At 57.6% G+C, this 21,603-nt stretch carries 17 protein-coding genes and 1 tRNA gene; 13 read left to right on the top strand and 5 right to left on the bottom strand.

The genetic code is table 11. From position 1 onward, the window contains the following. Nucleotides 1–22: 22 nt before the first annotated feature. Nucleotides 23–96, bottom strand: a tRNA-Gln gene (locus NIM86_RS03160). Nucleotides 97–190: 94 nt separating this feature from the next. Here NIM86_RS03160 and NIM86_RS03155 point away from each other — a divergent pair. Both NIM86_RS03155 and NIM86_RS03150 read left to right on the top strand, forming a co-directional pair. Further along, nucleotides 191–1,852: a Ppx/GppA phosphatase family protein gene (locus tag NIM86_RS03155; RefSeq protein ID WP_371872846.1), complete on the top strand. Its 1,662-nt coding sequence runs from the start codon at nt 191–193 to the stop codon at nt 1,850–1,852. After that, entirely contained in the window at nt 1,849–2,574 is a 726-nt protein-coding gene (locus NIM86_RS03150; protein ID WP_253379033.1) for an RlmE family RNA methyltransferase, read from the top strand. Before NIM86_RS03155 ends, NIM86_RS03150 begins: the two co-directional genes overlap by 4 nt. Here NIM86_RS03150 and NIM86_RS03145 read toward each other — a convergent pair. Beyond that, entirely contained in the window at nt 2,553–4,031 is a 1,479-nt protein-coding gene (locus NIM86_RS03145) for a DHA2 family efflux MFS transporter permease subunit (RefSeq protein ID WP_371872827.1), read from the bottom strand. The two genes, NIM86_RS03150 and NIM86_RS03145, sit on opposite strands and share 22 nt — an antisense overlap. A 288-nt stretch (nt 4,032–4,319) precedes the next feature. Between NIM86_RS03145 and guaB the strand changes: the two genes are divergently transcribed. Further along, the gene (gene guaB, locus NIM86_RS03140) at nt 4,320–5,825 is read left to right on the top strand and encodes an IMP dehydrogenase (protein WP_253379031.1); all 1,506 of its coding nucleotides are present in this window, start codon (nt 4,320–4,322) and stop codon (nt 5,823–5,825) included. A 70-nt stretch (nt 5,826–5,895) separates the two neighbouring features. Further along, nucleotides 5,896–6,339: an MAPEG family protein gene (locus NIM86_RS03135; RefSeq protein ID WP_253379029.1), complete on the top strand. Its 444-nt coding sequence runs from the start codon at nt 5,896–5,898 to the stop codon at nt 6,337–6,339. Nucleotides 6,340–6,378: 39 nt separating this feature from the next. On the opposite strand, the gene NIM86_RS03130 is transcribed toward NIM86_RS03135, so the two are convergent. Both NIM86_RS03130 and NIM86_RS03125 read right to left on the bottom strand, forming a co-directional pair. Beyond that, complete coding sequence (locus tag NIM86_RS03130; RefSeq protein ID WP_253379027.1) at nt 6,379–7,533, bottom strand: PQQ-dependent sugar dehydrogenase; 1,155 nt, start codon at nt 7,531–7,533, stop codon at nt 6,379–6,381. Nucleotides 7,534–7,652: 119 nt separating this feature from the next. Beyond that, nucleotides 7,653–8,537, bottom strand: coding sequence for a hydrogen peroxide-inducible genes activator (locus NIM86_RS03125; protein WP_253379026.1), 885 nt, complete (start codon nt 8,535–8,537; stop codon nt 7,653–7,655). A gap of 206 nt (nt 8,538–8,743) precedes the next feature. On the opposite strand from NIM86_RS03125, the gene NIM86_RS03120 reads away from it, so the two are divergent. The 5 genes from NIM86_RS03120 to NIM86_RS03100 all read left to right on the top strand — a co-directional run bounded on the left by NIM86_RS03120 (nt 8,744) and on the right by NIM86_RS03100 (nt 13,990). Continuing rightward, the gene (locus tag NIM86_RS03120; RefSeq protein WP_253379025.1) at nt 8,744–10,291 is read left to right on the top strand and encodes a catalase; all 1,548 of its coding nucleotides are present in this window, start codon (nt 8,744–8,746) and stop codon (nt 10,289–10,291) included. Nucleotides 10,292–10,440: 149 nt separating this feature from the next. Next, nucleotides 10,441–11,469, top strand: a complete 1,029-nt coding sequence (locus NIM86_RS03115) for a TAXI family TRAP transporter solute-binding subunit (RefSeq protein ID WP_253379023.1) — start codon at nt 10,441–10,443, stop codon at nt 11,467–11,469. 88 nt (nt 11,470–11,557) lie between these two features. After that, the gene (locus NIM86_RS03110) at nt 11,558–12,847 is read left to right on the top strand and encodes an RsmB/NOP family class I SAM-dependent RNA methyltransferase (protein ID WP_253379021.1); all 1,290 of its coding nucleotides are present in this window, start codon (nt 11,558–11,560) and stop codon (nt 12,845–12,847) included. Nucleotides 12,848–12,885: 38 nt separating this feature from the next. After that, nucleotides 12,886–13,338 (top strand): TspO/MBR family protein, encoded by a 453-nt coding sequence (locus NIM86_RS03105; protein WP_253379019.1) that lies wholly within the window; start codon nt 12,886–12,888, stop codon nt 13,336–13,338. Between the two features lie 7 nt (nt 13,339–13,345). Continuing rightward, the gene (locus NIM86_RS03100) at nt 13,346–13,990 is read left to right on the top strand and encodes a 5'-methylthioadenosine/S-adenosylhomocysteine nucleosidase (RefSeq protein ID WP_371872826.1); all 645 of its coding nucleotides are present in this window, start codon (nt 13,346–13,348) and stop codon (nt 13,988–13,990) included. A gap of 49 nt (nt 13,991–14,039) precedes the next feature. Here the strand turns inward: NIM86_RS03100 and NIM86_RS03095 are convergent, their stop codons facing one another. Further along, nucleotides 14,040–14,534 (bottom strand): ferritin-like domain-containing protein, encoded by a 495-nt coding sequence (locus tag NIM86_RS03095; RefSeq protein ID WP_253379017.1) that lies wholly within the window; start codon nt 14,532–14,534, stop codon nt 14,040–14,042. A gap of 186 nt (nt 14,535–14,720) precedes the next feature. Here NIM86_RS03095 and guaA point away from each other — a divergent pair, with 186 nt between their 5' ends. The 4 genes from guaA (at nt 14,721) to NIM86_RS03075 (ending at nt 21,589) form a co-directional block, all read left to right on the top strand. Beyond that, the gene (gene guaA, locus NIM86_RS03090) at nt 14,721–16,283 is read left to right on the top strand and encodes a glutamine-hydrolyzing GMP synthase (protein WP_253379016.1); all 1,563 of its coding nucleotides are present in this window, start codon (nt 14,721–14,723) and stop codon (nt 16,281–16,283) included. 491 nt (nt 16,284–16,774) lie between these two features. Beyond that, nucleotides 16,775–19,144 carry a polysaccharide biosynthesis tyrosine autokinase gene (locus NIM86_RS03085; RefSeq protein ID WP_253379015.1) on the top strand — a complete coding sequence of 790 codons (2,370 nt, stop codon included), beginning with the start codon at nt 16,775–16,777 and terminating at the stop codon, nt 19,142–19,144. After that, nucleotides 19,074–20,285, top strand: a complete 1,212-nt coding sequence (locus NIM86_RS03080; RefSeq protein WP_253379013.1) for a lipopolysaccharide assembly protein LapB — start codon at nt 19,074–19,076, stop codon at nt 20,283–20,285. The genes NIM86_RS03085 and NIM86_RS03080 overlap by 71 nt, the downstream gene beginning before the upstream one ends. Then, the gene (locus tag NIM86_RS03075; protein ID WP_253379011.1) at nt 20,282–21,589 is read left to right on the top strand and encodes an O-antigen ligase; all 1,308 of its coding nucleotides are present in this window, start codon (nt 20,282–20,284) and stop codon (nt 21,587–21,589) included. Before NIM86_RS03080 ends, NIM86_RS03075 begins: the two co-directional genes overlap by 4 nt. Nucleotides 21,590–21,603 lie beyond the last annotated feature (14 nt).

Genomic DNA, 21,603 nt, shown 5'->3' with positions numbered 1-21,603 from the left:
TATGAAGTTCGTTCAAAAAGATTGGCTGGGGAACCTGGATTCGAACCAGGACTAACGGAGTCAGAGTCCGCGGGTCTACCGTTAACCTATTCCCCAAAACCGGCTCCGCGACACTCAGCTTGGCTATCGCGAATTTCGTCGGAGCGATGCTGGCTATCTAATGATCGGCGGTTCCTTGTCAACCCTGCCGATGCCCGTGCTGAGGGCGTCCTTCTTTGCATTGGGCAACACCTCTGATAGACTTCCAGCAACGCAAATGGCGCGCGCGCCCCGATCAGTCTGGCGGCTGCTGCGCGGAAGGAACAGTACGGTGAAGAACCCCGACGGCGGAAAAACTCCGTCACAGCGGGGGGGCGATGACGATTCAGGCGGTCCCGACAGCGGGTCGCAGCGTCCGACATCGCGCAGGGGACGCCGCCGCCACCGATCACGGGGCAAGGGTGGCAAAAACCAGCAGGGACAGGCGGTGGAAGCATCGTCACCCGCCCCGCAACCCGCTCGAAGCGATAATGGCGCGCCTTCTGCCGAGGGCGGCAAGCCGAATGCGGCCGAAAAGCCGCGTCGTAGGCGCTCGCGCCGACGCCGACGTCGTAAGAATGTCTATGCCAAGGATCATGCGAACATGAATCCGGGCGTTGACGAAGGTCGCGGTTCGGACGCCGACTCGCGCAAAGAGGCCGGTGCCGGAAAAACCCGTTCCATCGATCCGTCTCGTCAGGGGCAGCCTGTCGATCACGCTCGCGACCGTTCTGCAAGAACCGATGACAGCCTGACCGCCGACGCTCAAACGGGCAACCGGCGGGAGCCGCAGCGGTGGCGTTCGCGGCAGGTCCGGCGGGAGGGGCATGCTCCTCTTTATGCGGCGCTGGATCTCGGCACGAACAATTGCCGCCTCCTGATGGCCGCGCCGACCCGGCCGGGCCAGTTTCGTGTGGTCGACGCCTTCTCCCGCATTGTCAGGCTCGGCGAAGGGCTGACGCATAGCGGCCGACTTTCGCAGGATGCGATGGATCGGGCAGTGGAAGCTCTGCATGTCTGCGCCGGCAAGCTGATGGCGCGCAAAACGCGCGGCTATCGCCTGATCGCAACGGAGGCATGCCGCGCTGCTGAGAACGGCGCGGCCTTCATCGAGCGGGTGCGGCGCGAGACCGGTCTTTCGCTGGAGATTGTCGATCGCGAAACTGAGGCCAGGCTTGCCGTTGCCGGCTGCTCATCGCTGGTGGAGCCGCAGACGAAAGGCGTCGTGCTGTTCGACATAGGCGGCGGCTCATCCGAAATCGCGTTGATCGACATTCCCGATGGCAACCCGCGGCGCTTGTCTGAGAAGATCGTGTCCTGGACCTCTTTGCCGATGGGCGTGGTGACGCTTGCAGAGCATTTCGGCGGGCGGGATGTCACGCCGGAGGTGTTTGATGCAATGGTTTCTCATGTTCACGACATGATCTCGCGGTTCGAAGGGCGAGAAGGCCTGGCTCACATATTGGATGATCCAAACTTCCACCTTCTTGGAACGTCTGGCACGGTGACGACGCTCGCCGGTATTTTCCTGGACCTCGAGCGTTATGACCGACGCCGCGTCGATGGCATATGGATGAGCAGCGAACAGGTCTCGGCGATGACGGCCCGCCTTCTGGGCTGGACGTTCGAAGAGCGTGTCGAAAACCCCTGCATCGGAGCGGACAGGGCAGACCTCGTACTCGCCGGTTGCGCCATTCTCGAAGCGATCCGCCGGACCTGGCCGTCTGAACGGCTGCGTGTGGCCGATCGCGGTCTGCGTGAAGGTATTCTTATGGAATTGATGACGCGCGACAATGCGTGGCGCCGTGGGCGGCGCAAGGGAGGCCAGCAATGACCCAACGCGGCAAGTCGAAAGGGCCAGCACCCCGCGCCCTGAAGGTCAGGGTTAAGAAAAAGCGGGTCAAGAACTCGTCGCGCCGCTGGATCGAGCGCCAACTATCGGACCCATACGTGCACAAGGCGAAGGCCGAAGGTTATCGCTCGCGGGCGGCCTACAAGCTGCTCGAGATCGACGAACGGTTCAAACTGCTGAAGCGTGGCCAGAAGATCATCGATCTGGGGGCGGCCCCAGGCGGTTGGTGTCAGGTGGCCGTACAGACGGTCGGTTCAACGGACGATCAGCCCGCCGTGGTCGGCATTGATTACCTGCCCATGGACGCTATCCCCGGTACAACGATTTTGGAGATGGATTTTCTCGATGACGACGCGCCGGACCGGTTGATCGAGGCGTTGGGAGCGGAGCCGGACCTTGTGCTGTCAGATATGGCGGCACCGACCACAGGCCACCGCAACACCGATCATATCCGCACCATGCATCTGTGTGAGGTGGCGGCGGATTTCGCCATGAAGGTGCTGAAGCCGGGCGGCCATTTCCTGTCCAAGACCTTTCAGGGTGGGACCGAGGCCGATCTCCTGAAGCTCTTGAAACAGAATTTTCAAAGCGTCCATCACGTCAAGCCGCCCGCGAGCCGCGACGAAAGTGTCGAACTCTATCTGCTGGCGAAAGGCTTCAAGGGCAGAGCAGCGCAAACCGATCAGGGCGACGAGTCGGACTGACGCTCTTCCACCACATCGCGGCCGCTTGTGGTCGGCGCGGGGCCGGGCCGCGTGTTGCCATCGTCTCGCCCGACATGGAGATATTTTCGGTGGCCGGAAACCGCCGCGCCGGTGGACTTCGGCAGCAGTAGAAACGGAATGGCGGCGATCAGGGAAATCCCACCAATAGTCAGGAAAGCGATCAGGAAGCTCGTCTGCGTGACGGTGCCGTCGGCATTCGATGATAGCTCCAGAATTGCGCCCCCGAGTGCGACGCCCAGCGCGATTGAGACCTGCTGCAGAACGGATGTGGTGGCCGTCGCCGGTGCAGCCCGCGCCGAATCGATATCGGCGAAAATCAGCGCATTGCCGGCGGTGAAAAAGAGCGAGCGGAACAGCCCGCCGATCAAAAGGGTCAGCAGGATGACGGTGACCGGCGTGGTATCGGTGAAAAAGCCGGCCACGCCGATCAGATAACCGCCCATAAGCGCAGCAACTGATAGGGCCAGACGAAATCCGGTGCGTCGCAGGATCGCGGGTGCGACGAACTTCACCATCAACGCGCCGACCGCTCCCATGAAGGTAATGAGGCCGGACTGAAACGGCGAATAGCCGAAAACCAGTTGCAGCAGCAGGGGCATCAGAAAAGGAACCGCGCCAGATCCGATGCGGAACAGGCTCATGCCGAGGACGGATGAGCGATAGGAGCGGATCGCAAAAAGCGACAGATCGAGCAGGGGAGCCGGCGCTTTGCGGGCATGCAGAATATATAGCCATCCCGCGATCAGGCCCAGAAGGACGGCAGCGACACCGAAAGCCGGCGGCAGGGCGGGTAGAGAGATGACCGAAAGGCCGAAAATGACGCCAGCCGCCGCGACCGCCGAAAGCGCGAAACCGATCCGATCGATGGGCTGACGGTCATCATCGCGCATGTCCGGCACGAAAATCCCCGATAGAACGATGCCTGCCAGCCCGATCGGCAGATTGATGAGGAAAATCCAGTGCCAGGACACATAGGTTGTTATGAAGCCGCCGAGTGGCGGGCCGAGAAACGGCCCGATCAAGGCCGGGATGGTTAGCAGCGCCATCGCGTCCACCAACCTTTCTTTGGGGGTCGTGCGAACGAGTATGAGCCGCGCCACTGGTGTCATCATCGCGCCGCCCATGCCTTGCAGAAACCGTGCGCCAACGAATTGCGCTAGAGACGATGACACCGCGCAGCATAGCGACCCGAGGACAAAGACGCCGATGGCGATTCGAAAGACGTTTCGCGAGCCGATCCGGTCGGCCATCCAACCTGAAATCGGTATGAAAATCGCCAGCGAAACCAGATAGGCCGTGAGTGCGAGTTTCAGAGCAACGGGACGTGTGCCGATATCTGCCGCGATGGCTGGCAGGGCCGTTGCGATCACCGTGGAGTCGATTTGCTCCATAAAGAGCGCGACGGCGAGAATGAGGGGAAGGGCTGGGCGTTTCACGAGCGGGAAATGGCTCCGCTGGCCTATGTGTCAATACGGATTTTCAGCCGGAGGCCGAGGACGACGCGTTTCGTTTTGGAAACAACAGTCCCGACTTTTCCAATGGCCGGGCTAGTACGGCGCAATCACAGACGAAGCCGATATCTGTCGTCTGACATTTCTTTGGCCGATCATCGGTGAATAGGCTGCCCCCAAGTCTTCCTTCCGTCACGCAATGATGGTAGCAGCCACTGCCAATCCAAAGATCGCGGGATGCAATTTCCGCCGAAAGATAGGACTGGCACCTCCATGGCACGCATTATCGACACGGCGACAGGTGGGCACGCACTCACCTTCGACGACGTTCTCCTCATTCCGGGACATTCGGAGGTACTGCCCGGACAGGTCGACGTTAAGACGACCATTGCGCGCGATATCGAGCTGAACATTCCCCTTTTGTCGGCCGCCATGGACACAGTCACGGAAAGTCGTCTGGCCATCGCTATGGCGCAGTCGGGCGGTATTGGCGTGATCCACCGCAATTTCGAGCCGGCGCTGCAGGCCGAGGAAGTTCGACAGGTCAAGAAGTTCGAGAGCGGCATGGTGGTCAATCCGGTGACCATCGGCCCCGATGCAAAGCTTTCCGATGCGCTTTCGCTTATGCAGGAACATCGTATTTCCGGCATTCCGGTCGTAGAGAATGGCGGGACCGGAGGCCAGACAACCGGCAGACTTGCGGGCATTTTGACCAATCGCGACGTCCGATTTGCCGACAATCCCGATCAGCCCGTGCGTGAATTGATGACGAAGGAGAACCTCGTCACCGTGCACGATGGTGTGGAGCAGGAAGAGGCGCGACGCCTGCTGCACCAGTACCGGATCGAAAAACTGCTGGTCGTCGATCAGGACCAGCGCTGCGTGGGGCTTATCACCGTCAAGGATATGGAGAAGAGCCAGCTTAATCCGAACGCGGCAAAAGACAGCAAGGGCCGGCTCCGCGTCGCGGCGGCAACCAGCGTCGGCGAAGACGGGTTCGAGCGGGCTGAGCGGCTTATCGATGCAGGCGTCGATCTCCTGGTCATCGACACCGCGCACGGTCACAGCCAGCGCGTTCTCGACATGGTCTCCCAGGTGAAAAAAATATCCAATGCGGTCCGCATTTGCGCCGGCAATGTCGCGACCCCGGACGGGACGCAGGCGCTGATCGATGCTGGCGCCGACTGCGTCAAAGTGGGAATCGGGCCGGGTTCCATCTGCACCACACGGATCGTGGCGGGCGTTGGCGTGCCGCAGCTCGCCGCCATTATGGGCGCGGTGGAAAAGGCGGATGGTCAAGGCATCAGTGTCATCGCCGATGGCGGCATCAAATTTTCCGGCGATCTGGCCAAGGCGCTGGCGGCAGGCGCGACGGCCGCCATGGTCGGCTCGCTTCTCGCCGGTACGGAAGAAAGTCCGGGCGAAGTTTATCTCTATCAGGGGCGGTCCTTCAAAGCCTATCGCGGCATGGGATCCGTTGGCGCCATGGCACGGGGCTCGGCGGACCGTTATTTCCAAGCCGAAGTCCGGGACACGTTGAAGCTCGTGCCGGAAGGCATTGAGGGGCAGGTTGCCTACAAAGGGCCGGTCGGCGCTGTTCTTCATCAACTGGCGGGCGGTTTGCGTGCCGCCATGGGCTATGTCGGTGCCGAAAACCTTTCGTCTTTCCGTCAGAATGCGCAATTCGTGCGGATTACCGGCTCCGGTCTGCGTGAAAGCCACGCTCATGATGTGACCATCACCCGCGAAAGCCCGAATTATCCTTCCACCGCTGGCTGACGACAAGCAAACGACGCGTTAAACTTGCCGCTGACAATCCGATTTTCGGATCGAAAGTGAGGGGCGGGAAATGATTGAAAATCCTACAGGCATGGCGATCTTCTGGCCGATGATCGCGCATGTCATCATCGTCTATGTCGTCTATTTCTTGATGAGCGCTCGGCGCATTCGAGCGGTTCAGGACGGCCGTGTCGATGTCAAGAACTACAAGATGAACCGCTATGGGGACGAGCCGGAAGAGGCCTTCATCACGCGGGCCAATATTGCCAATCAGTTCGAATTGCCGGTTCTGTTTCACATCGTATGTCTTGGGCTTTACGTGACCGGCGCGGCGGGGCTGCTCGCCGTGACGGTAGCCTGCCTGTTTGTGCTTGCGCGCGTGGCCCATGCCGCCGTTCACCTCACGGTCAACCGGGTGGTTATGCGACGACGCGCCTTTATTGGCAGCTTCATCGCAACCGGCCTGTTGTGGCTACTTCTGGCGCTACGGCTGATGGGGTTGGAAACTTACTGACTCAAGGCATCCAACCCTAAAGATATTGAATTGGACCAATCACGCGGGCGTCAGCTTGATTAGCCGACCGCCGGCCTGATCCTCGAGAACCCAAATTGCGCCGTCCGGACCTTGCTCCACTTCGCGGATGCGCTTACCCCATTCGAACCGCTCGGCTTCCTTGGCGGTATCGCCTTCGATATCGACGCGGATGACGGCTTTGGAGGAAAGGCCCCCGATTATCGCATCGCCCTGCCAATCCGCAAAGGCGTCGCCGGAATAGATGACGAGACCGGCCGGAGAGATGACGGGGTTCCAGTAGGCCTTCGGTTTGGTGAAACCGTCATCCGCCGAGTGGTCCGTAATCGGTACACCGGAATAATTGTCGCCATAGGATCGTTCGGGCCAACCGTAATTGTTACCGGCCTCGATCAGGTTCAATTCGTCCCCGCCACGCGGTCCCATCTCATGCGCCCAAAGCCGGGCTTCGCTATCGAACGCGATGCCGAGCATATTGCGGTGGCCCATGGTCCAGAACTGGTCGGTCACATCTTCCTCGCCCTCTTCGGCGAAGGGATTGTCGCTCGGCACCGACCCATCGTCGTTCAGGCGCAGGATCTTGCCGAGATTGACGTCTTTATCCTGCGCGGGAGTCTGCTTCTGCCGCTCGCCGGAGGTGATGAAGAGATAGCCCTCCTGCTCGCTTCCGGCCGGACCGAAGGCAATGCGGTGCGAAAAATGGCCGCTGCCCGGCACATGCGGTTCTTGAGTCCAGATCTTTTCGATGTCGGTCAGTTTCGGTTTATCGCCTGAAAGATCGAGTTTCGCGCGAGAAACTGCCGCACCTTTGGTCGCGCCCTTGTCGAGACTTTCGACATACGAAATGTAGACCAGACTGTTCTGCTCGAAATCGGGGTGGAGGACGACGTCGCCAAGACCGCCTTGTCCGCCGTAGGCGACCTCCCACATACCCTCCACTTCGGACTTTTCCCCACCTTGGGTGACATGGAAAAGTGTGCCCGGCTTGGTCGTCACCAATGCGGTGCCGTCCGGCAGAAACGTCATTGCCCAAGGTTCTTCGAAATCCGCAACCGCCTGCGCGGACAAAGCCGTTCCGTCCGTGCCGGTGATCGAGAAGCTCTCGCCCTGGGCAGCCGCCGGCAAGGTAACGAGAGTGGTGATGGCGAGGGTTGTCAGAAAGCTTTGGGTCTTCATGTCGTGGTCCTCGTCTTGGATGGCGAGCGGCGACGACCGCTCAGAATGGTCTTGCTTTCCGAACGGCTGGCCCGTCTCGTAAGTTGCAATCGCCAGGAGTTTTCCCGCGCAACGCGGATTCATAGAGCGGCAATATGCTCCGCAAGCCTATCGGCGTCTTGCTGCCGCGCGCTGCCGGTCCGCCAAATCAGGCCGATCGTTCGTTCCGGCTGGGGATCGGAGAAGGGAACGATCCGCAAAGCGGAATTGCCGATCTCGCTGGGCACCGCCATCTCCGGCAGCAGCGTGACGCCGAGACCGCACGCAACCATCTGCAGGAGTGTCGCCATGGATGTCGCTTCAAGGTCGGCGGCGCGGTGACCTTGATGAGCGCCGCAAACGTCAAGCGCCTGATCCCGCAGACAATGGCCTTCAGCAAGCAGAAGCAATCGTTCCGGCTCCAGCGCTTCCGGTCGTTTTGGCAGGTCGGCCCGTTGTGCGTCCTTCGCGCTGACCGCCATCAGAAATCGGTCCTTGCGCACCGCCTTGCTGCGGAACGGTCCGTCCGGAAAGGGCAGGGCGGCGATCACCATATCGACTGCGCCGCTTTCCAGATCGTCACGCAGAGCGGATGTGGTTGCTTCTTTAAGGCGTAGTTCGAGACCGGGATGTGCTTCGGCAAGAAGCGGCAAAAGAGCCGGCAGGATATAGGGGGCGACGGTCGGAATGACGCCCAGCTTCAGCGGTCCGCTCAGTGGGGTGTGGCCTCGTTGAGCGATATCCTCGATCTTCTGTGCGGTCTCCAGCATGGACTGCGCCAGCGGCAGGATTGTCTGGCCAAGCGGCGTGAGACAGGCTTCCCCGCGCCTCCGCTCGAAAAGCTGTCCGCCAAGATTCGCTTCCATCTGCGCGACTTGCGATGAAAGGGCCGGCTGCGTCACATGAACCTGCTCCGCAGCTCGCCCGAAATGACCTGTTCCTGCGAGCGCCACAAGATAGCTGCACTGTCGGAGCGTGATGTTCATAAGAACAAGTTATCGTTGTCAGCAGAAATTGCAATTTCCAATAATCGTCACGGAGGCGATATAGTTTTTTAGAATGCTTCTAGGGTCTTGCTGGGGACGAAATCGTCGCCATCTTCGAAGGCCAAAGCCCAATCATTCGCGATCTGCTCCGCCCTGGGGCAGGTCGCGGCCATTTTCGATCCTATCAAAACGAGGGAGTGAGGTTCATGAACGATAAGCCAAAACTCACAACGACCGCCGGTGCGCCCTGGCCGAACAATCAGGACAGCCTGTCGGCCGGTGAGCGTGGTCCGGTCCTTCTCCAGGACTACCAGCTCATCGAAAAGCTTGCCCATCAGAACCGCGAGCGTATTCCCGAGCGCACCGTCCATGCCAAGGGATGGGGCGCGCACGGCAAGCTCGTCATTACCGAGGATATCAGCCAGTATACGCTGGCGAAATGCCTGCAGAAGGGTACCGAAACCCCGATGATTGCGCGCTTCTCGACTGTTGCGGGCGAAGCGGGAGCTGCCGACCACGAGCGAGACGTTCGCGGTTTTGCGCTGAAGTTCTACACCGGTGAAGGCAACTGGGATCTCGTCGGCAACAACACGCCGGTCTTCTTTGTGCGCGATCCGTACAAGTTCCCCGATTTCATCCACACGCAGAAGCGCCATCCGAAGACGAATATGCGTTCGCCGACGGCTATGTGGGATTTCTGGAGCCTGTCGCCGGAAGCCATTCATCAGGTCTCGATCCTGATGAGCGATCGTGGTCTGCCGCAGAGCCCGATGCATATGAACGGATACGGTAGCCACACCTTCTCTTTCTGGAATGAGAAGGGTGAGCGCTTCTGGGTCAAGTTTCACTTCAAGACTGAACAGGGCCACGACTTCTACACAAACGGAGAAGCCGAAAAGGTCGTTGGCAAGACCCGCGAAGGTTATCAGGAGCGCCTCTTCAACGCGATCGAGGACGGCAAATATCCGCGTTGGAAATTCCAGGTCCAGATCATGCCGGAGATGGACGCGGAGAAAACGGAGTACAATCCGTTCGACCTGACCAAAGTCTGGCCGCACGACGAGTATCCGCCGATCGATGTCGGCTATTTCGAACTGAACCGGAACCCGGAAAACTATTTTGCCGAAATCGAGAACGCCGCGTTCTCGCCGAGCAATATCGTTCCGGGCATTTCGTGGTCGCCGGACAAGATGCTTCAGGCGCGCATCTTCTCCTACGCCGATGCGCACCGTCATCGCCTTGGCACCCATTACGAGCAGATCCCGATCAACCGGCCGAAATGTCCCGTCCATCACTATCACAAGGATGGCGAGATGAACGTCTATGGCGGCATCGCGACCGGCAATCCCAATGCATATTACGAGCCGAACAGCTTCAACGGTCCGGTCGAAGTGCCGGAGGCGCAGGAGCCGCCGCTTCGTATTTCCGGTGACGCTGCCCGCTACGATCATCGCAAATACGATGATTACAAACAGCCGCGCGCGCTTTACGCTGAAGTCCTGAACGATGAGGAGCGTGACCGTCTGCATAAGAACATGGGCGGCGCCATGGTCGGCGTGCCGACCGTGATCGTCGAGCGTTGGTTCGGTCATCTCAAGCAGGTGCACCCGGACTATGAGGCCGGTGTCCGCAAGGAATGGGAAGCGGCCAGCCGCGATGCGGGCTACGACCCGAACGGCCTGCCGATTACAGGGGACACGCCGCACGAGGCGCCTGACCAGAGCCCGCAGCAGCCGACTATCGCTGCCGAATAACGGGTTCGACAGAATACTTCGGAGAGGGCTGGCCATGCGCCGGCCCTTTTCTTTTGCAGCGAATAGAGAGCGGCGTCTTGAGCGAAAGCCCATGCGTCCGCTATCATTCTTTTTAGTGGATGGAGAAATTCCGTTTGGGGGCGAACAGAATGCGAAGCAGGTTTCACAGAATAATCCTGTTTGTCGCCGTGGTTGCTCTCCATGTGGTGGGCATTCAACCCCGCCCCGTCGTCGCACAAGACGATATGCAGTTTTTTCGGATCGCTACCGCTGGTCGTGTCGGAACCTATTTTCCGATAGGCGGCCTTCTGTCGACGGCTATCTCAAACCCTCCGGGCTCCCGCGCATGCGATCAGGGCGGGGCTTGCGGCGTTCCTGGCCTCGTTGCGACGGCTCTGACATCCAACGGATCGGTTGCCAATGTAAACGCTATCGGCTTCGGTCTCGTCGAAAGCGGGTTCAGTCAGTCGGACGTTGCCTATTGGGCGCAAACGGGGACCGGCGTTTTCCTTGGCAAGAAACCTATCGAAAATCTGCGCGCCATCGCCAATCTCTACCCTGAAAGCCTGCATCTGGTGACGGCTCGCAATGCGGAAATCAAAAGTGTCACCGACCTTGCCGGCAAGCGCGTTTCGCTGGACGAGCCAGGGTCCGGCACGCTCGTCGAGGCGCGGATTGTTCTCAGCGCTTATGAACTGGACGAGCGCGATCTGGACACAGAGTATCTCGCCCCGGACAAGGCTGCGGAAAAGCTGGCCAACGGAGAACTCGACGCTTTTTTCTTCGTCAGCGGCTTTCCGGCGGAAGGGATCGAAAAACTGGCCGCGCGCTTTCCGATCCGGCTGGTGCCGATAGGCGGCGAACCGGCTCAGGAGGTTATCCGCCAAAACCGGTTTTTCAGCGAGCATGTGATCCCGGCAGGGTCTTATGAAGGCCAGGAAGCGGACGTCGAAACTCTCTCTGTCGGTGCGCTCTGGCTCACTTCGACGGAGCAGTCGGACGACCTGATCTATGGCGTTACGAAAGCGCTATGGAACGAGGCCAGCCGAAAACTTCTGGATGAAGGCCATGCCAAGGGGCGCCTGATTGCCGCTGACACGGCGCTCGCCAACATTGCAATCCCCCTTCATCCGGGCGCAGAGCGCTACTACCGCGAAGCAGGGCTTCTGTCTAACTAGTGGGATCGATGAGAACACGGATCGGAAGCCATAGCGTCACGCGGGCGTCCATGCGATAAGCCACGCCGATCACCAAATCGGGGTATCCATGCGTATCGGCGGACGGCTGGCGGCAGCAATCGAAATTCTGGAAGACATGCAGACCCGGCATCGACCGGCGGCGGAGGCTTTGCGCGATTGGGGCGCATCGCACCGTTTTGCCGGTGCGGGAGACCGAGCCGCAATCGGGAACATTGTCTATGACGGATTGCGGCACCGCGCCACGAGCCGCTGGCGATTTGGCGCCGATACGGCGCGAGCGGACGCATACGGCGCATTGCTATCGGGTTTCGGCCTGGCTCTTGATGAGATCGCGAGCCAATTGGACGGAGACCGGTTCGCACCAACTCCCCTGACGAAAGAGGAAACCGAAAGCTGGCGGCAAAGCGATCTTTCCGTAGCGCCCGGCACCATCAGAGCGAATGCGCCTGAATGGAGCGAGTTCTTTTTTCTGGAAGGATTTGGCGAGGATTGGGTATCGGAGGCGGCAGGTCTGGCCGCACGCCCGCCGGTCGATCTGAGGGTCAATACGCTGAAGGCCGATGTGGCGAAGGTTACTCGCGCCCTGCAAAAGGATGGTGTGCATCCAACGGAAATTGCTCGAAACGGCCTGCGTATCCCGCCCGTAAAAGGATTCGGTCGCCACCCGAACATTCAGGCCACACCGGAATTTGAAAAAGGCTGGTTCGAGATTCAGGACGAGGGCAGCCAAATCGTCGCCGATCTGATCTTCGCCCAGCCGAAGGAGCAGGTTCTGGATTTCTGTGCCGGCGGCGGTGGCAAGACGCTGGCGCTGGCGGCGGCGATGGAAAATCGCGGCCAGATTCACGCTTATGACGCCGACCGCGGCCGTCTCGCCCCTATTGTCGAGCGTCTCAAACGGGCCGGAGTGCGGAACGTGCAGGTGCACTCCGATCGCTCGACACTGGAGCCTCTAAAGGGGAAGATCGATCGCGTCGTGATCGATGCCCCTTGCACCGGCTCCGGTACGTGGCGGCGCAAACCGGACGCAAAATGGCGGCTGACCGAGGCGCAATTGCGTGCGCGTCAATCCGAACAGGCTGCAATTCTGGACGAAGCGAGTTCATATGTGCGGCCGGGCGGCTATCTCGTCTACATCACCTGTTCGATGTTCCGGGCTGAAAATGAGGAGCAGATCTATGCCTTTGGCGAGCGCCATGAAGGCTGGGACCTCCTATCTGCTGGTGAAGTCTGGCAGGATCTTTTCGGCTTCGACAAGCCTTCGCCCTGGAGCGAGGATTTGAACTGCATCACGCTGACGCCCGCCGCGACCGATACGGACGGCTTCTTCTTCGCCGTCATGCAGAAAATGGCCTGAGACGCGCTAAGTCGGCGGAAAAGGACAAGGACGCAATTATGTCATCTATCATTACCTACGCAGTGTTCTTGCTCGTCACCTTGGGCGGGGGGCTGCTAATCGGTTCGCAGACCGATACGGGAAGCTGGTATCAGTCGCTGAACAAGCCGTCCTTTACGCCCCCGAACTGGCTCTTTCCGCTCGCCTGGACGATCCTTTATGTCCTGATCGCAATCGCCGGCGCGCGAACCTTCATGCGTGCGCCGACAGGTGCAGCGATGACGATATGGGTCGTGGCGCTCATTCTGAACTTTGCTTGGACGCCTGTCTTCTTCATGGCGCATCGGCCCAGCCTGGCGCTGATTGTCATAGGCTTACTGTTGGTCGCCATTATTGCATTTATCGTGGTCAGTTGGGTTCCCGATCGGGTCGCCGCGCTACTTTTCGCCCCTTATGCGATATGGGTCGGCTACGCGACGGCGCTCAACGCAACCATTGCTAGTAACAATTGACATGGCGATGATCGATCCGATGACCTGCCTCAAGACGGTATCCGGCCATGATGTCCTTTATGTCATGGCGACCGATCAGGAGTATGGAGCGGCTCTAAAAACCCGTTTCACACCCTGTCGTACCGGCGTCGGGCCCGTCGAAGCAGCCGTGGAGCTCGGCATCGCCTTGGCCACCCTACAAGGGGCCGGCCGGCTGCCGTCGCTGATCGTATCTCTTGGCTCTGCCGGTAGTCGAACGCTTGAGCAGGGTGAGGCCTATCAGATCGAGTCTGTCGCCTATCGCGATATGGATGCCAGCGCGTTGGGGTTTCCAAAGGGTGAGACGCCCTTTCTCGATTTACCGGCGACGCTGCTCATGCCGCTTCGCATTCCGGACATACCGACCGCCTCGCTCTCTACTGGCGGCAATATCGTTTCCGGATCTGCTTATGACGATATTGAAGCCGAACTGGTCGATATGGAGACATTTGCACATCTGCGCGCCGCCATGCGTTTCGGTGTGCCGCTTATCGGTGTTCGCGGCGTATCGGACGGCGCCGAGGACCTTCGACATTTCGATGACTGGACCCGACTGCTGCCTGTCCTCGACGAAAAGCTCGCAGATGCTGTGGATGTCCTTGAAGAGGCAATCGAGGACGGCCTGCTTTCATGAGCGGCGGGGCGGAAACACGCCGTCCCGCCGCTCTGTCGGCTAACGCGAATTAGCTATTGGCTTTTTCGTTCAGGCGTTCTTCGGCAAGAGCCGTCAGCTTTTCGTCGGCGCTGTCTTCTTCGCTGAGCGTATCTCTCAGAAGATTGGTGACTTCCTTGTCGAGGCCTAGTTCGGCAGCCCAGGTGATGAGCGTGCCATAGCGAGTGATCTCGTAGTGCTCGACAGCCTGGGCGCTGGAGACGATAGCCGCATCGCGCGTTGCCTTGTCGTCAATCTCGGAGAGCAGCTCGCCGGCTTCTTTCACGATGCCTTCGATGGCTGGGCACTCTTCGCCTTCCGCCTTCTTGCCCAGAATTTTGAAAACAGACTTCAGCCGTTCGATCTGCTCTTCCGTTTCCTTGCGATGATCTTTCAAAGCGGTCTTGAGCTTGGTGCTGCTGGCCTTCTCGATCATGTCGGGAAGGTTTTTGTGAATGTGGTTTTCTGCGAAATAAATGTCTTTCAGCGTGTGCTCGAAGAGGTCTTCGAGATTGGAAATCGACATGGGGCATTCCTTTCGATCAATCTGCGGCAAGCCTCAATCCGCCTGCCATGCCATCAACGGTCAGACCGATAAACGTTTCCGTTTCAAGCGATTGATATTTGTCAGTCCAAGATAATGCGGGGAGATCGGCAAAGCCCGTTATCTTAGCGCATTGCACCTTGCCGCCCGATCGGATACGGCCTTGCCATGACAGAGACAGCCCATCCCGATACCGTCCTCATTATCGATTTTGGCAGCCAGGTGACGCAGCTCATCGCGCGGCGTGTCCGCGAAGCTGGGGTCTACTCGGAGATTGTGCCGTTCCAGAGCGCAGAAGAGGGCTTTCACCGGCTAAATCCAAAAGCCGTCATCCTTTCCGGCGGTCCGGCCTCGACTGTCGAGATTGACAGTCCGCGCGCCCCGCAAATCGTTTTTGACAGCGGCCTGCCGGTCCTTGGCATCTGCTATGGCCAGCAGACCATGTGCGCGCAGCTGGGCGGCGCGGTGGAGGGCGGTCACCACCGCGAATTCGGCCGCGCTTTCGTTGAGATACTGAAGCCATCGCCGCTTTTCGATGGCGTCTGGGACACCGGCCAGAAACATCAGGTCTGGATGAGCCACGGTGACCGCGTAACCAAATTGCCGGATGGCTTCGAGGTCATTGCCGCGTCGCCAAACGCTCCGCTTGCCGCGACTGCCGACGAAGCGCGTCAATATTACGCCGTTCAGTTCCATCCTGAGGTGGTCCATACGCCAGACGGCGCCAGGCTGCTGTCCAACTTTGTCCACAAAATCGCCGGGCTGAAGGGCGACTGGACGATGGCGGCCTACAAGGATCAGGCTATCGCCGCGATCCGCGAGCAGGTTGGTGACGGCAAGGTGATCTGCGGGCTGTCCGGCGGCGTCGATTCGTCCGTTGCCGCGCTCCTCATCCACGAGGCGGTGGGCGATCAGCTCACCTGCATTCTCGTCGATCATGGCGTGATGCGAAAGGATGAAGCGGCGGAAGTCGTCGCCATGTTTCGCGAGCATTACAATATTCCGCTGGTTCATGTGGATGCGTCGGACACTTTTATCGGCGCGCTGGAAGGCGAGGCCGACCCGGAGAAGAAGCGCAAGACGATCGGCAGGCTCTTTATCGATGTCTTCCAGGAAGAGGCGAAAAAGGTAGGGGGAGCGGACTTCCTGGCCCAGGGCACTCTTTACCCCGATGTGATCGAAAGCGTGTCCTTTACCGGCGGACCGTCCGTCACGATCAAAAGCCATCACAATGTTGGCGGTCTGCCTGAGCGCATGAATATGCAGCTCGTGGAGCCGCTACGCGAACTGTTCAAGGACGAGGTTCGCGAACTCGGAAGGGAACAGGGCCTTCCGGAGAGCTTCATCGGCCGCCATCCTTTCCCGGGGCCGGGCCTTGCCATTCGCCTGCCGGGCGGCGTGACGCGCGAAAAGATCCGCATCCTGCAGGAAGCCGACGCCATCTATCTCGACGAAATTCGAAAGGCCGGCCTTTACGATGCGATCTGGCAAGCATTTGCCGTGCTGCTGCCGGTGCAGACGGTCGGCGTGATGGGCGATGGCCGAACTTATGAATTCGTTTGCGCACTTCGCGCTGTGACCTCTGTCGACGGCATGACAGCCGACTTCTATCCCTTTGACATGGAGTTTCTGGGTAATGCCGCGACACGAATCATTAATGAGGTGCGCGGCATCAACCGTGTGGTTTACGACGTCACTTCCAAACCCCCCGGCACAATCGAGTGGGAGTAACTTAGAGCGCGCTGAGAAGGTCTGAAAATGCATCGATGCACGTACTGAGTCTAAGAGAATACAAATTTAGGACGGCTTCTGGTGTGAAATCATATCGCCGAAAAAACCTCTTGAACAATATCGCTGAAAATTCATTTCGAGACGCGTGAAACCTTCTTTTTAGTTCCGCTGCCTACTGTTACGAGTGGATGTTGGTCCCCAGGTGAAATACCTATCCGCACTGCCACATCTTGGCCGTAGAAATGCTTATGCCAAGCCATTAGTAGCTCAGGTCAAGCCGGGTGCCGGTCCATGGCGTCGCGCGGCTCAAATGCTGCAATATATGATGTGTTAATAGGGTGGTGAGTAAGCACACTGTGAGCGCGCGAATTTTAGTGATAATGACAATAAGCCCCTAATGGCTGCGTCTCTGAATTTTTCATGGTCGGATTCTGCTATAAAGCTGAATCTAGCTCGCTAGACGACAAGCCACAGATTCCGTGGAGACTGAAATGCTTCAACGACATGTGATGCGGTCAGAAGGCTCTTCCGTCGGATTGCCGGTAGATGCTGCTTACAGCCGATCATATGGGTCGATCGAAGTTGAAGATGAGAAGGAAATAGACCTCTTAGCCATCCTCGGACATGCAATCCGTTGGCGCTGGCTGATTGGGATATTTCTTTTGGTCGGTCTCTTGTTGGGCCTGATCTATTCAATCGTCGCACCAAAAATGTATCTGGCAACCGCGCGGCTCGAATTGACAATGCCGACGGCCAAAGTCCTTCAGGACATTGAGCTGACTGCGACTACCAGTGACGAACGTGCGATTATGACCGCGATTGAGCGGATCAAAAGCCGAAGCATCGCGCAGCGCATTGTAGCCGATCTCGACCTGGCGCAGAACAATCGATTTCTTGCCTTGAATGGCGGTCTCAGCCTTTCGAATATTCTCGAGCGCGCTTTTGGGGTTGGCGGTCTTGATACTGGGTCATTGACTGCTGACGAGCGTGATCGTTTAGCCGTTGCAAAGGTGCAAAGTATTGTCACGCCGACGGAACAACGCAATACAAGCATTATTGATGTCGATGCCAAATTCCCGGACCCAGCGCTAGCTGCTGCAATCGCCAATGCGACAGCTCGTGCCTATATAGACCAAGGCGTGGACATCGGTTCAGAGACTTCCGACCTTGCCCGAAATTTCATCACCGAGCAGGTTCGAGAGGTCAAGGGGAAGCTAGAGACCTCAGAAAAAGCACTTCTGGACTACGCCAAAGCACAAAACATCACGGTAACAGGCGATGACGATTCACTCGTTGCCAAGAATATCGGCGCGCTAAACGAATCGCTGTCTGAAGTGATTCAAGAGCGTTTGACTCTGGGCCGGAAGGTTGAGCAACTCGATGCGGACCGCGGCGCTTTTCTACCTGAAATGGTAGAAAGCGACGCACTTAATGAATTACGAAACAAGATTTCCACTTTGAAGGGAGAATATCGCGAGAAGCTTGCAACGTTTAAACCAGCTTTCCCGGTGATGCAGAATCTTGCAGGCCAAATTAGCGAGATGGAACGACAGCTTCAGTTTGCCGTCGACGGATTGGGGGAATCGATCCGAGCACAATACGATGCGGCTCAGGCGCGCGAAGCGGATCTCAAAGCCAAGCTGAGCGAATTGGAGAACGAGCAGCGGACCTTTCAGGACAAAAAAATCCAGTATACCATCTTAAAACGTGAAGTGGATTCAAATCGGTCCCAATATGAGAGCCTGATAGGTAAATTAAATGAAGTTGGGGTTGGTTCCAATCTTCAGAGCCGCAAGGCCGAGATCATCGAAGCAGCTGCTGTTCCCATTGCGCCTTACGCTCCAAGACGGTCTTGGAGTATGCTATTCGGCATCATTCTGGCTGGCACTTTAGCGGCGGCAACGATCTTTCTCATTGAACTATTGAATAATAAATTCATGACGCCGGACCAGGTTGAGAAAGAGCTTAATCTGCCCATGCTTGGCCTGATCCCTTTGATCAAAACGGGCGATCCGAAGCTGGCTGATTTCAATTCGCCAACGTCCGCGATTTCGGAGGCGTTTCGTTCGTTACGCACCGCGCTCTCCTTTTCTGGCGCAAATGGCACCCCGCGCACTCTTGCCGTTACCTCGACAGAGCCATCCGAGGGGAAGTCGACAATCGCACACAAGCTCGCTCAAGATTTTGCCGCACTCGGTGTGCGGACACTTCTGATCGATACCGATATGCGTCGACCGAACCAGCATCGAATGTTCGGGACTGACAATGTTATTGGCCTCTCCAATCTCCTGACCGGGACACTTGACCAACGTGGCGCCACCAAAGTTTTCCGGCAGACGGAAAACCCAAATCTTCGTCTAATGACGGCCGGCACAATACCGCCAAATCCTGTCGACCTTCTTGTTTCAAGCCGTATGACGAAGTTGATTACTGCTTTGGATGAACGTTTCGATCTGATAATCTTCGACTGCCCTCCGGTCATGGGGCTGTCCGATGCCCCCGTGATTTCGCGACTCGCTGAGGGCACAATACTTGTCGTTTCGCAAAAGCAGGTTTTGCGAAAGTCAGCCGCTCACGCAGCTGAGCGGATACGTCGCGCTGGCGGGCAGCTGGTTGGCGCAGTCTTTAACAAATTCGATGCCGGCTTGACCGATGGCTATTCTGGCTATCGATATATGTCCTACGAATACTATCAATATGCAGGCTCTGCTGAGACGCCATCGCTGAGCAAACCAGAGGCAGTATCGCACTCTGACGCTCAGGAAACGGCACAGTCGAGACGTGAGGTCAATGACTCGATATACGATCGTTTCCGTAGGGCTGGTGTTGCTATTCGCGATCGGCTGGAACGCGCTGAGTGACGGATTAGCCGGTTCCTCACCTGGCCAATCTCTTGCGATTGATCCTTATAATGATGAGGCGGCTCTCAGCCTTGTCAGGACGAACATTGATCGGATCGCTGAGTCTGAAGAAGCCCGTGCCCAAATTACGGCGGTTGCTGAGCGATCGGCGAAAGTCAATCCATTAGAAAGCCGCTTTCTATCCAGCTTGGCGATAGTTAGGGCTTACGAGCGGCGAACTGAAGCGGCTATAGAACTTGCGAAAGCTGCGCTCAGCCTAGATCAAACCGACCGGTTAGCCGCCAGTATTATTGCAGCTCATTATGTTCAAATGTCGGACTATAAGTCTGCGATTTCAGTCGTCTCACAAGCTCTGCGGCGAAATCCTAATGCCGGAAGCTCGATGGCCGAACTTTTTGCTGCTTTGACCGCGACGCCCGAAGGGCGCGATGCATTACGCGCGGAACTTAAACTCGAACCGCCATGGGCTCGACCAGCCATCAATGTTCTGGCAAATCAAGATAACGGCTATCAAATTGTCTATCTTCTGACGAGCGGTCTCGAGCGGCGACACAGCGACGAGCTTAGTGATATCGATCGAATCGTAGCAAAGAAATTTATCGCCCACCGGCAGTATGGGCTTGGACATCGCCACTTTCGTCAGCTTCTGCCACCCAACGAGAGTATTGGTTACATTTTCAACTCAGACTTTGCAAAGCAGCCGAGCGGTTTACCGTGGGATTGGTCACTTCGGAGTAGCACCAACGCAACCGTTGAACGGACCGGCGAAAGTGAACCTCGCATTGATGTTAATTTCCGCGACAAGCCCGTTCGGGAAGTAGGATTCTCTCAATATATTTCCCTACCTCCCGGACAGTTAAGCTTGCGGATTGAAGCGCAGGCGAATGGCTTATATGCCGGCAAGCCATTAATTTTTAAAATTGATTGTCTGGAGCCGCGACGATTCTCCCTGGTCTCTGTCGAACTTCCTACGGGCAGTTTCGATTGGACTGAATTTGAGAGCGAGTTTGGCAATGGCATGGCCCAATGTCGCTTTGGGCGCGTCTACCTTGCCGGCCAGAGCGTGAAAGGAAGCTTTAAGACGCGGTATAGCGGTAGGCTTGCTGTACGAAGCGTGAAACTGGTCAAGATAGACCAATGACCATGTCCGATCAGAGAAAAAACGTATTGGGCGTAGCCACACTTTGCGCTCTTCTTTTCGGTGGGGGCACGGCCGCCCATCTCGTGGTGGATTCCCTGCTACAGCTTATCATTGTCGCATCCAGCCTATTTGTACTAACTGATACGCGGCGTACGCGCTCTCTATCGGTGGCTATCGGGTTGGGTGTGGCGGCAACAGTACTTTGTCTCATCCAACTTTTGCCATTGCCGATAGATTTGGCGCGATTGGGTCGTACCGATATTTTCGAAAACGCCCGTTTCGGTCTCGAGCAGATATCTTGGCATTCGATCTCATTGGCCCCCGGTCGAACTCTCGATAGTCTTTTCTGGATCGCAAGCCTTACGATTTATGCAATGGCCGTTACCAGCTTCGAGCCGGCAGAGCGTAATAGCCTGGTATCCTATGTTCTTGTAGGCACGCTTCTCAACGTGGTCTTTGCGTTAATGAGTTATGCCGCGATATCGACCGGCAAGATCGAATTCGTCGGTTATGAGGCTTCTGCCGGTATCTTCGCCAACCGAAACCATTTCGGAACACTGGTGTTTGCGACGATGGTTTTAATGATATTCTATCTTCTTCGCCGCAGTATGCTGGTGGGTGCGATCGCTTACTGCATATTGGCGCTCGTGACGCTGTTCGCGACCAGTTCGCAAGCGGCAGCGTTCGCTGGAACTGGCGTCGCGGCTCTGGGAGTCGCAATGATCTTTTCTGGCCACCGATCTATGCGGATTGGCTTGGGAATGCTCATCGGACTCACTTGCCTCGCTTATTTCGGCCTTGCATGGCAGGTAGAGACCGACGAAACCGGTCTAGACATGGTTCGCATTGAAGCATTCGCGACAACTTGGCGAGCCGCGCTCGACAATCTTCCGTTCGGCACTGGTTTCGGTTCTTTTTTGAGAGCCTATAAAAGCTACGAATTGACTATTTTCCACGTACAGATCAATCACGCGCATAATGATTATCTGGAACTGCTCTTAGAGGGGGGAGGAGCGGCAGCTGTCTTGCTAGCCGCATTTTTTGCTTACGTCGTTCGGCTGCTTATGCGAAGTCGAACAGAGAGCCTTCCGGCAATAATCGGTCTTATCGCGATTTTGGCCCATTCTCTGGTTGACTACCCGCTCCGCACATATGCGATATCGATCTTAGCGACATTCCTTCTCGTTCTTTCGGCGGAGAGCGCATCAACCACAACCCCGACAGGGAGCGCGCGATCTTCGACCCATTCACGCCAAAGAAATTTACATCCCGGTGCTAAACGGACCAGACCCAAGCAGGGCTAGCTTTCAAAGGTTAT

The sequence above is a fragment of the Notoacmeibacter sp. MSK16QG-6 genome (assembly GCF_024158145.1).
Classification (GTDB): domain Bacteria; phylum Pseudomonadota; class Alphaproteobacteria; order Rhizobiales; family Rhizobiaceae; genus Notoacmeibacter.
Note: the sequence above shows the minus strand (reverse complement) of the source record. Positions and strands in the feature narration are given on the sequence as shown.

Excerpts from the sequence above, each read along its gene's own strand:
- guaA (WP_253379016.1), top strand. The coding sequence starts at position 14,721 with ATGACAGAGACAGCCCATCCCGATACCGTCCTCATTATCGATTTTGGC.
- NIM86_RS03125 (WP_253379026.1), bottom strand. The coding sequence starts at position 8,537 with ATGAACATCACGCTCCGACAGTGCAGCTATCTTGTGGCGCTCGCAGGA.
- NIM86_RS03150 (WP_253379033.1), top strand. The coding sequence starts at position 1,849 with ATGACCCAACGCGGCAAGTCGAAAGGGCCAGCACCCCGCGCCCTGAAG.
- NIM86_RS03095 (WP_253379017.1), bottom strand. The coding sequence starts at position 14,534 with ATGTCGATTTCCAATCTCGAAGACCTCTTCGAGCACACGCTGAAAGAC.
- NIM86_RS03110 (WP_253379021.1), top strand. The coding sequence starts at position 11,558 with ATGCGTATCGGCGGACGGCTGGCGGCAGCAATCGAAATTCTGGAAGAC.
- NIM86_RS03080 (WP_253379013.1), top strand. The coding sequence starts at position 19,074 with ATGACTCGATATACGATCGTTTCCGTAGGGCTGGTGTTGCTATTCGCG.
- NIM86_RS03115 (WP_253379023.1), top strand. The coding sequence starts at position 10,441 with ATGCGAAGCAGGTTTCACAGAATAATCCTGTTTGTCGCCGTGGTTGCT.
- NIM86_RS03075 (WP_253379011.1), top strand. The coding sequence starts at position 20,282 with ATGACCATGTCCGATCAGAGAAAAAACGTATTGGGCGTAGCCACACTT.
- NIM86_RS03155 (WP_371872846.1), top strand. The coding sequence starts at position 191 with ATGCCCGTGCTGAGGGCGTCCTTCTTTGCATTGGGCAACACCTCTGAT.
- NIM86_RS03135 (WP_253379029.1), top strand. The coding sequence starts at position 5,896 with ATGATTGAAAATCCTACAGGCATGGCGATCTTCTGGCCGATGATCGCG.
- NIM86_RS03105 (WP_253379019.1), top strand. The coding sequence starts at position 12,886 with ATGTCATCTATCATTACCTACGCAGTGTTCTTGCTCGTCACCTTGGGC.
- NIM86_RS03100 (WP_371872826.1), top strand. The coding sequence starts at position 13,346 with ATGATCGATCCGATGACCTGCCTCAAGACGGTATCCGGCCATGATGTC.
- NIM86_RS03130 (WP_253379027.1), bottom strand. The coding sequence starts at position 7,533 with ATGAAGACCCAAAGCTTTCTGACAACCCTCGCCATCACCACTCTCGTT.
- NIM86_RS03085 (WP_253379015.1), top strand. The coding sequence starts at position 16,775 with ATGCTTCAACGACATGTGATGCGGTCAGAAGGCTCTTCCGTCGGATTG.
- guaB (WP_253379031.1), top strand. The coding sequence starts at position 4,320 with ATGGCACGCATTATCGACACGGCGACAGGTGGGCACGCACTCACCTTC.
- NIM86_RS03120 (WP_253379025.1), top strand. The coding sequence starts at position 8,744 with ATGAACGATAAGCCAAAACTCACAACGACCGCCGGTGCGCCCTGGCCG.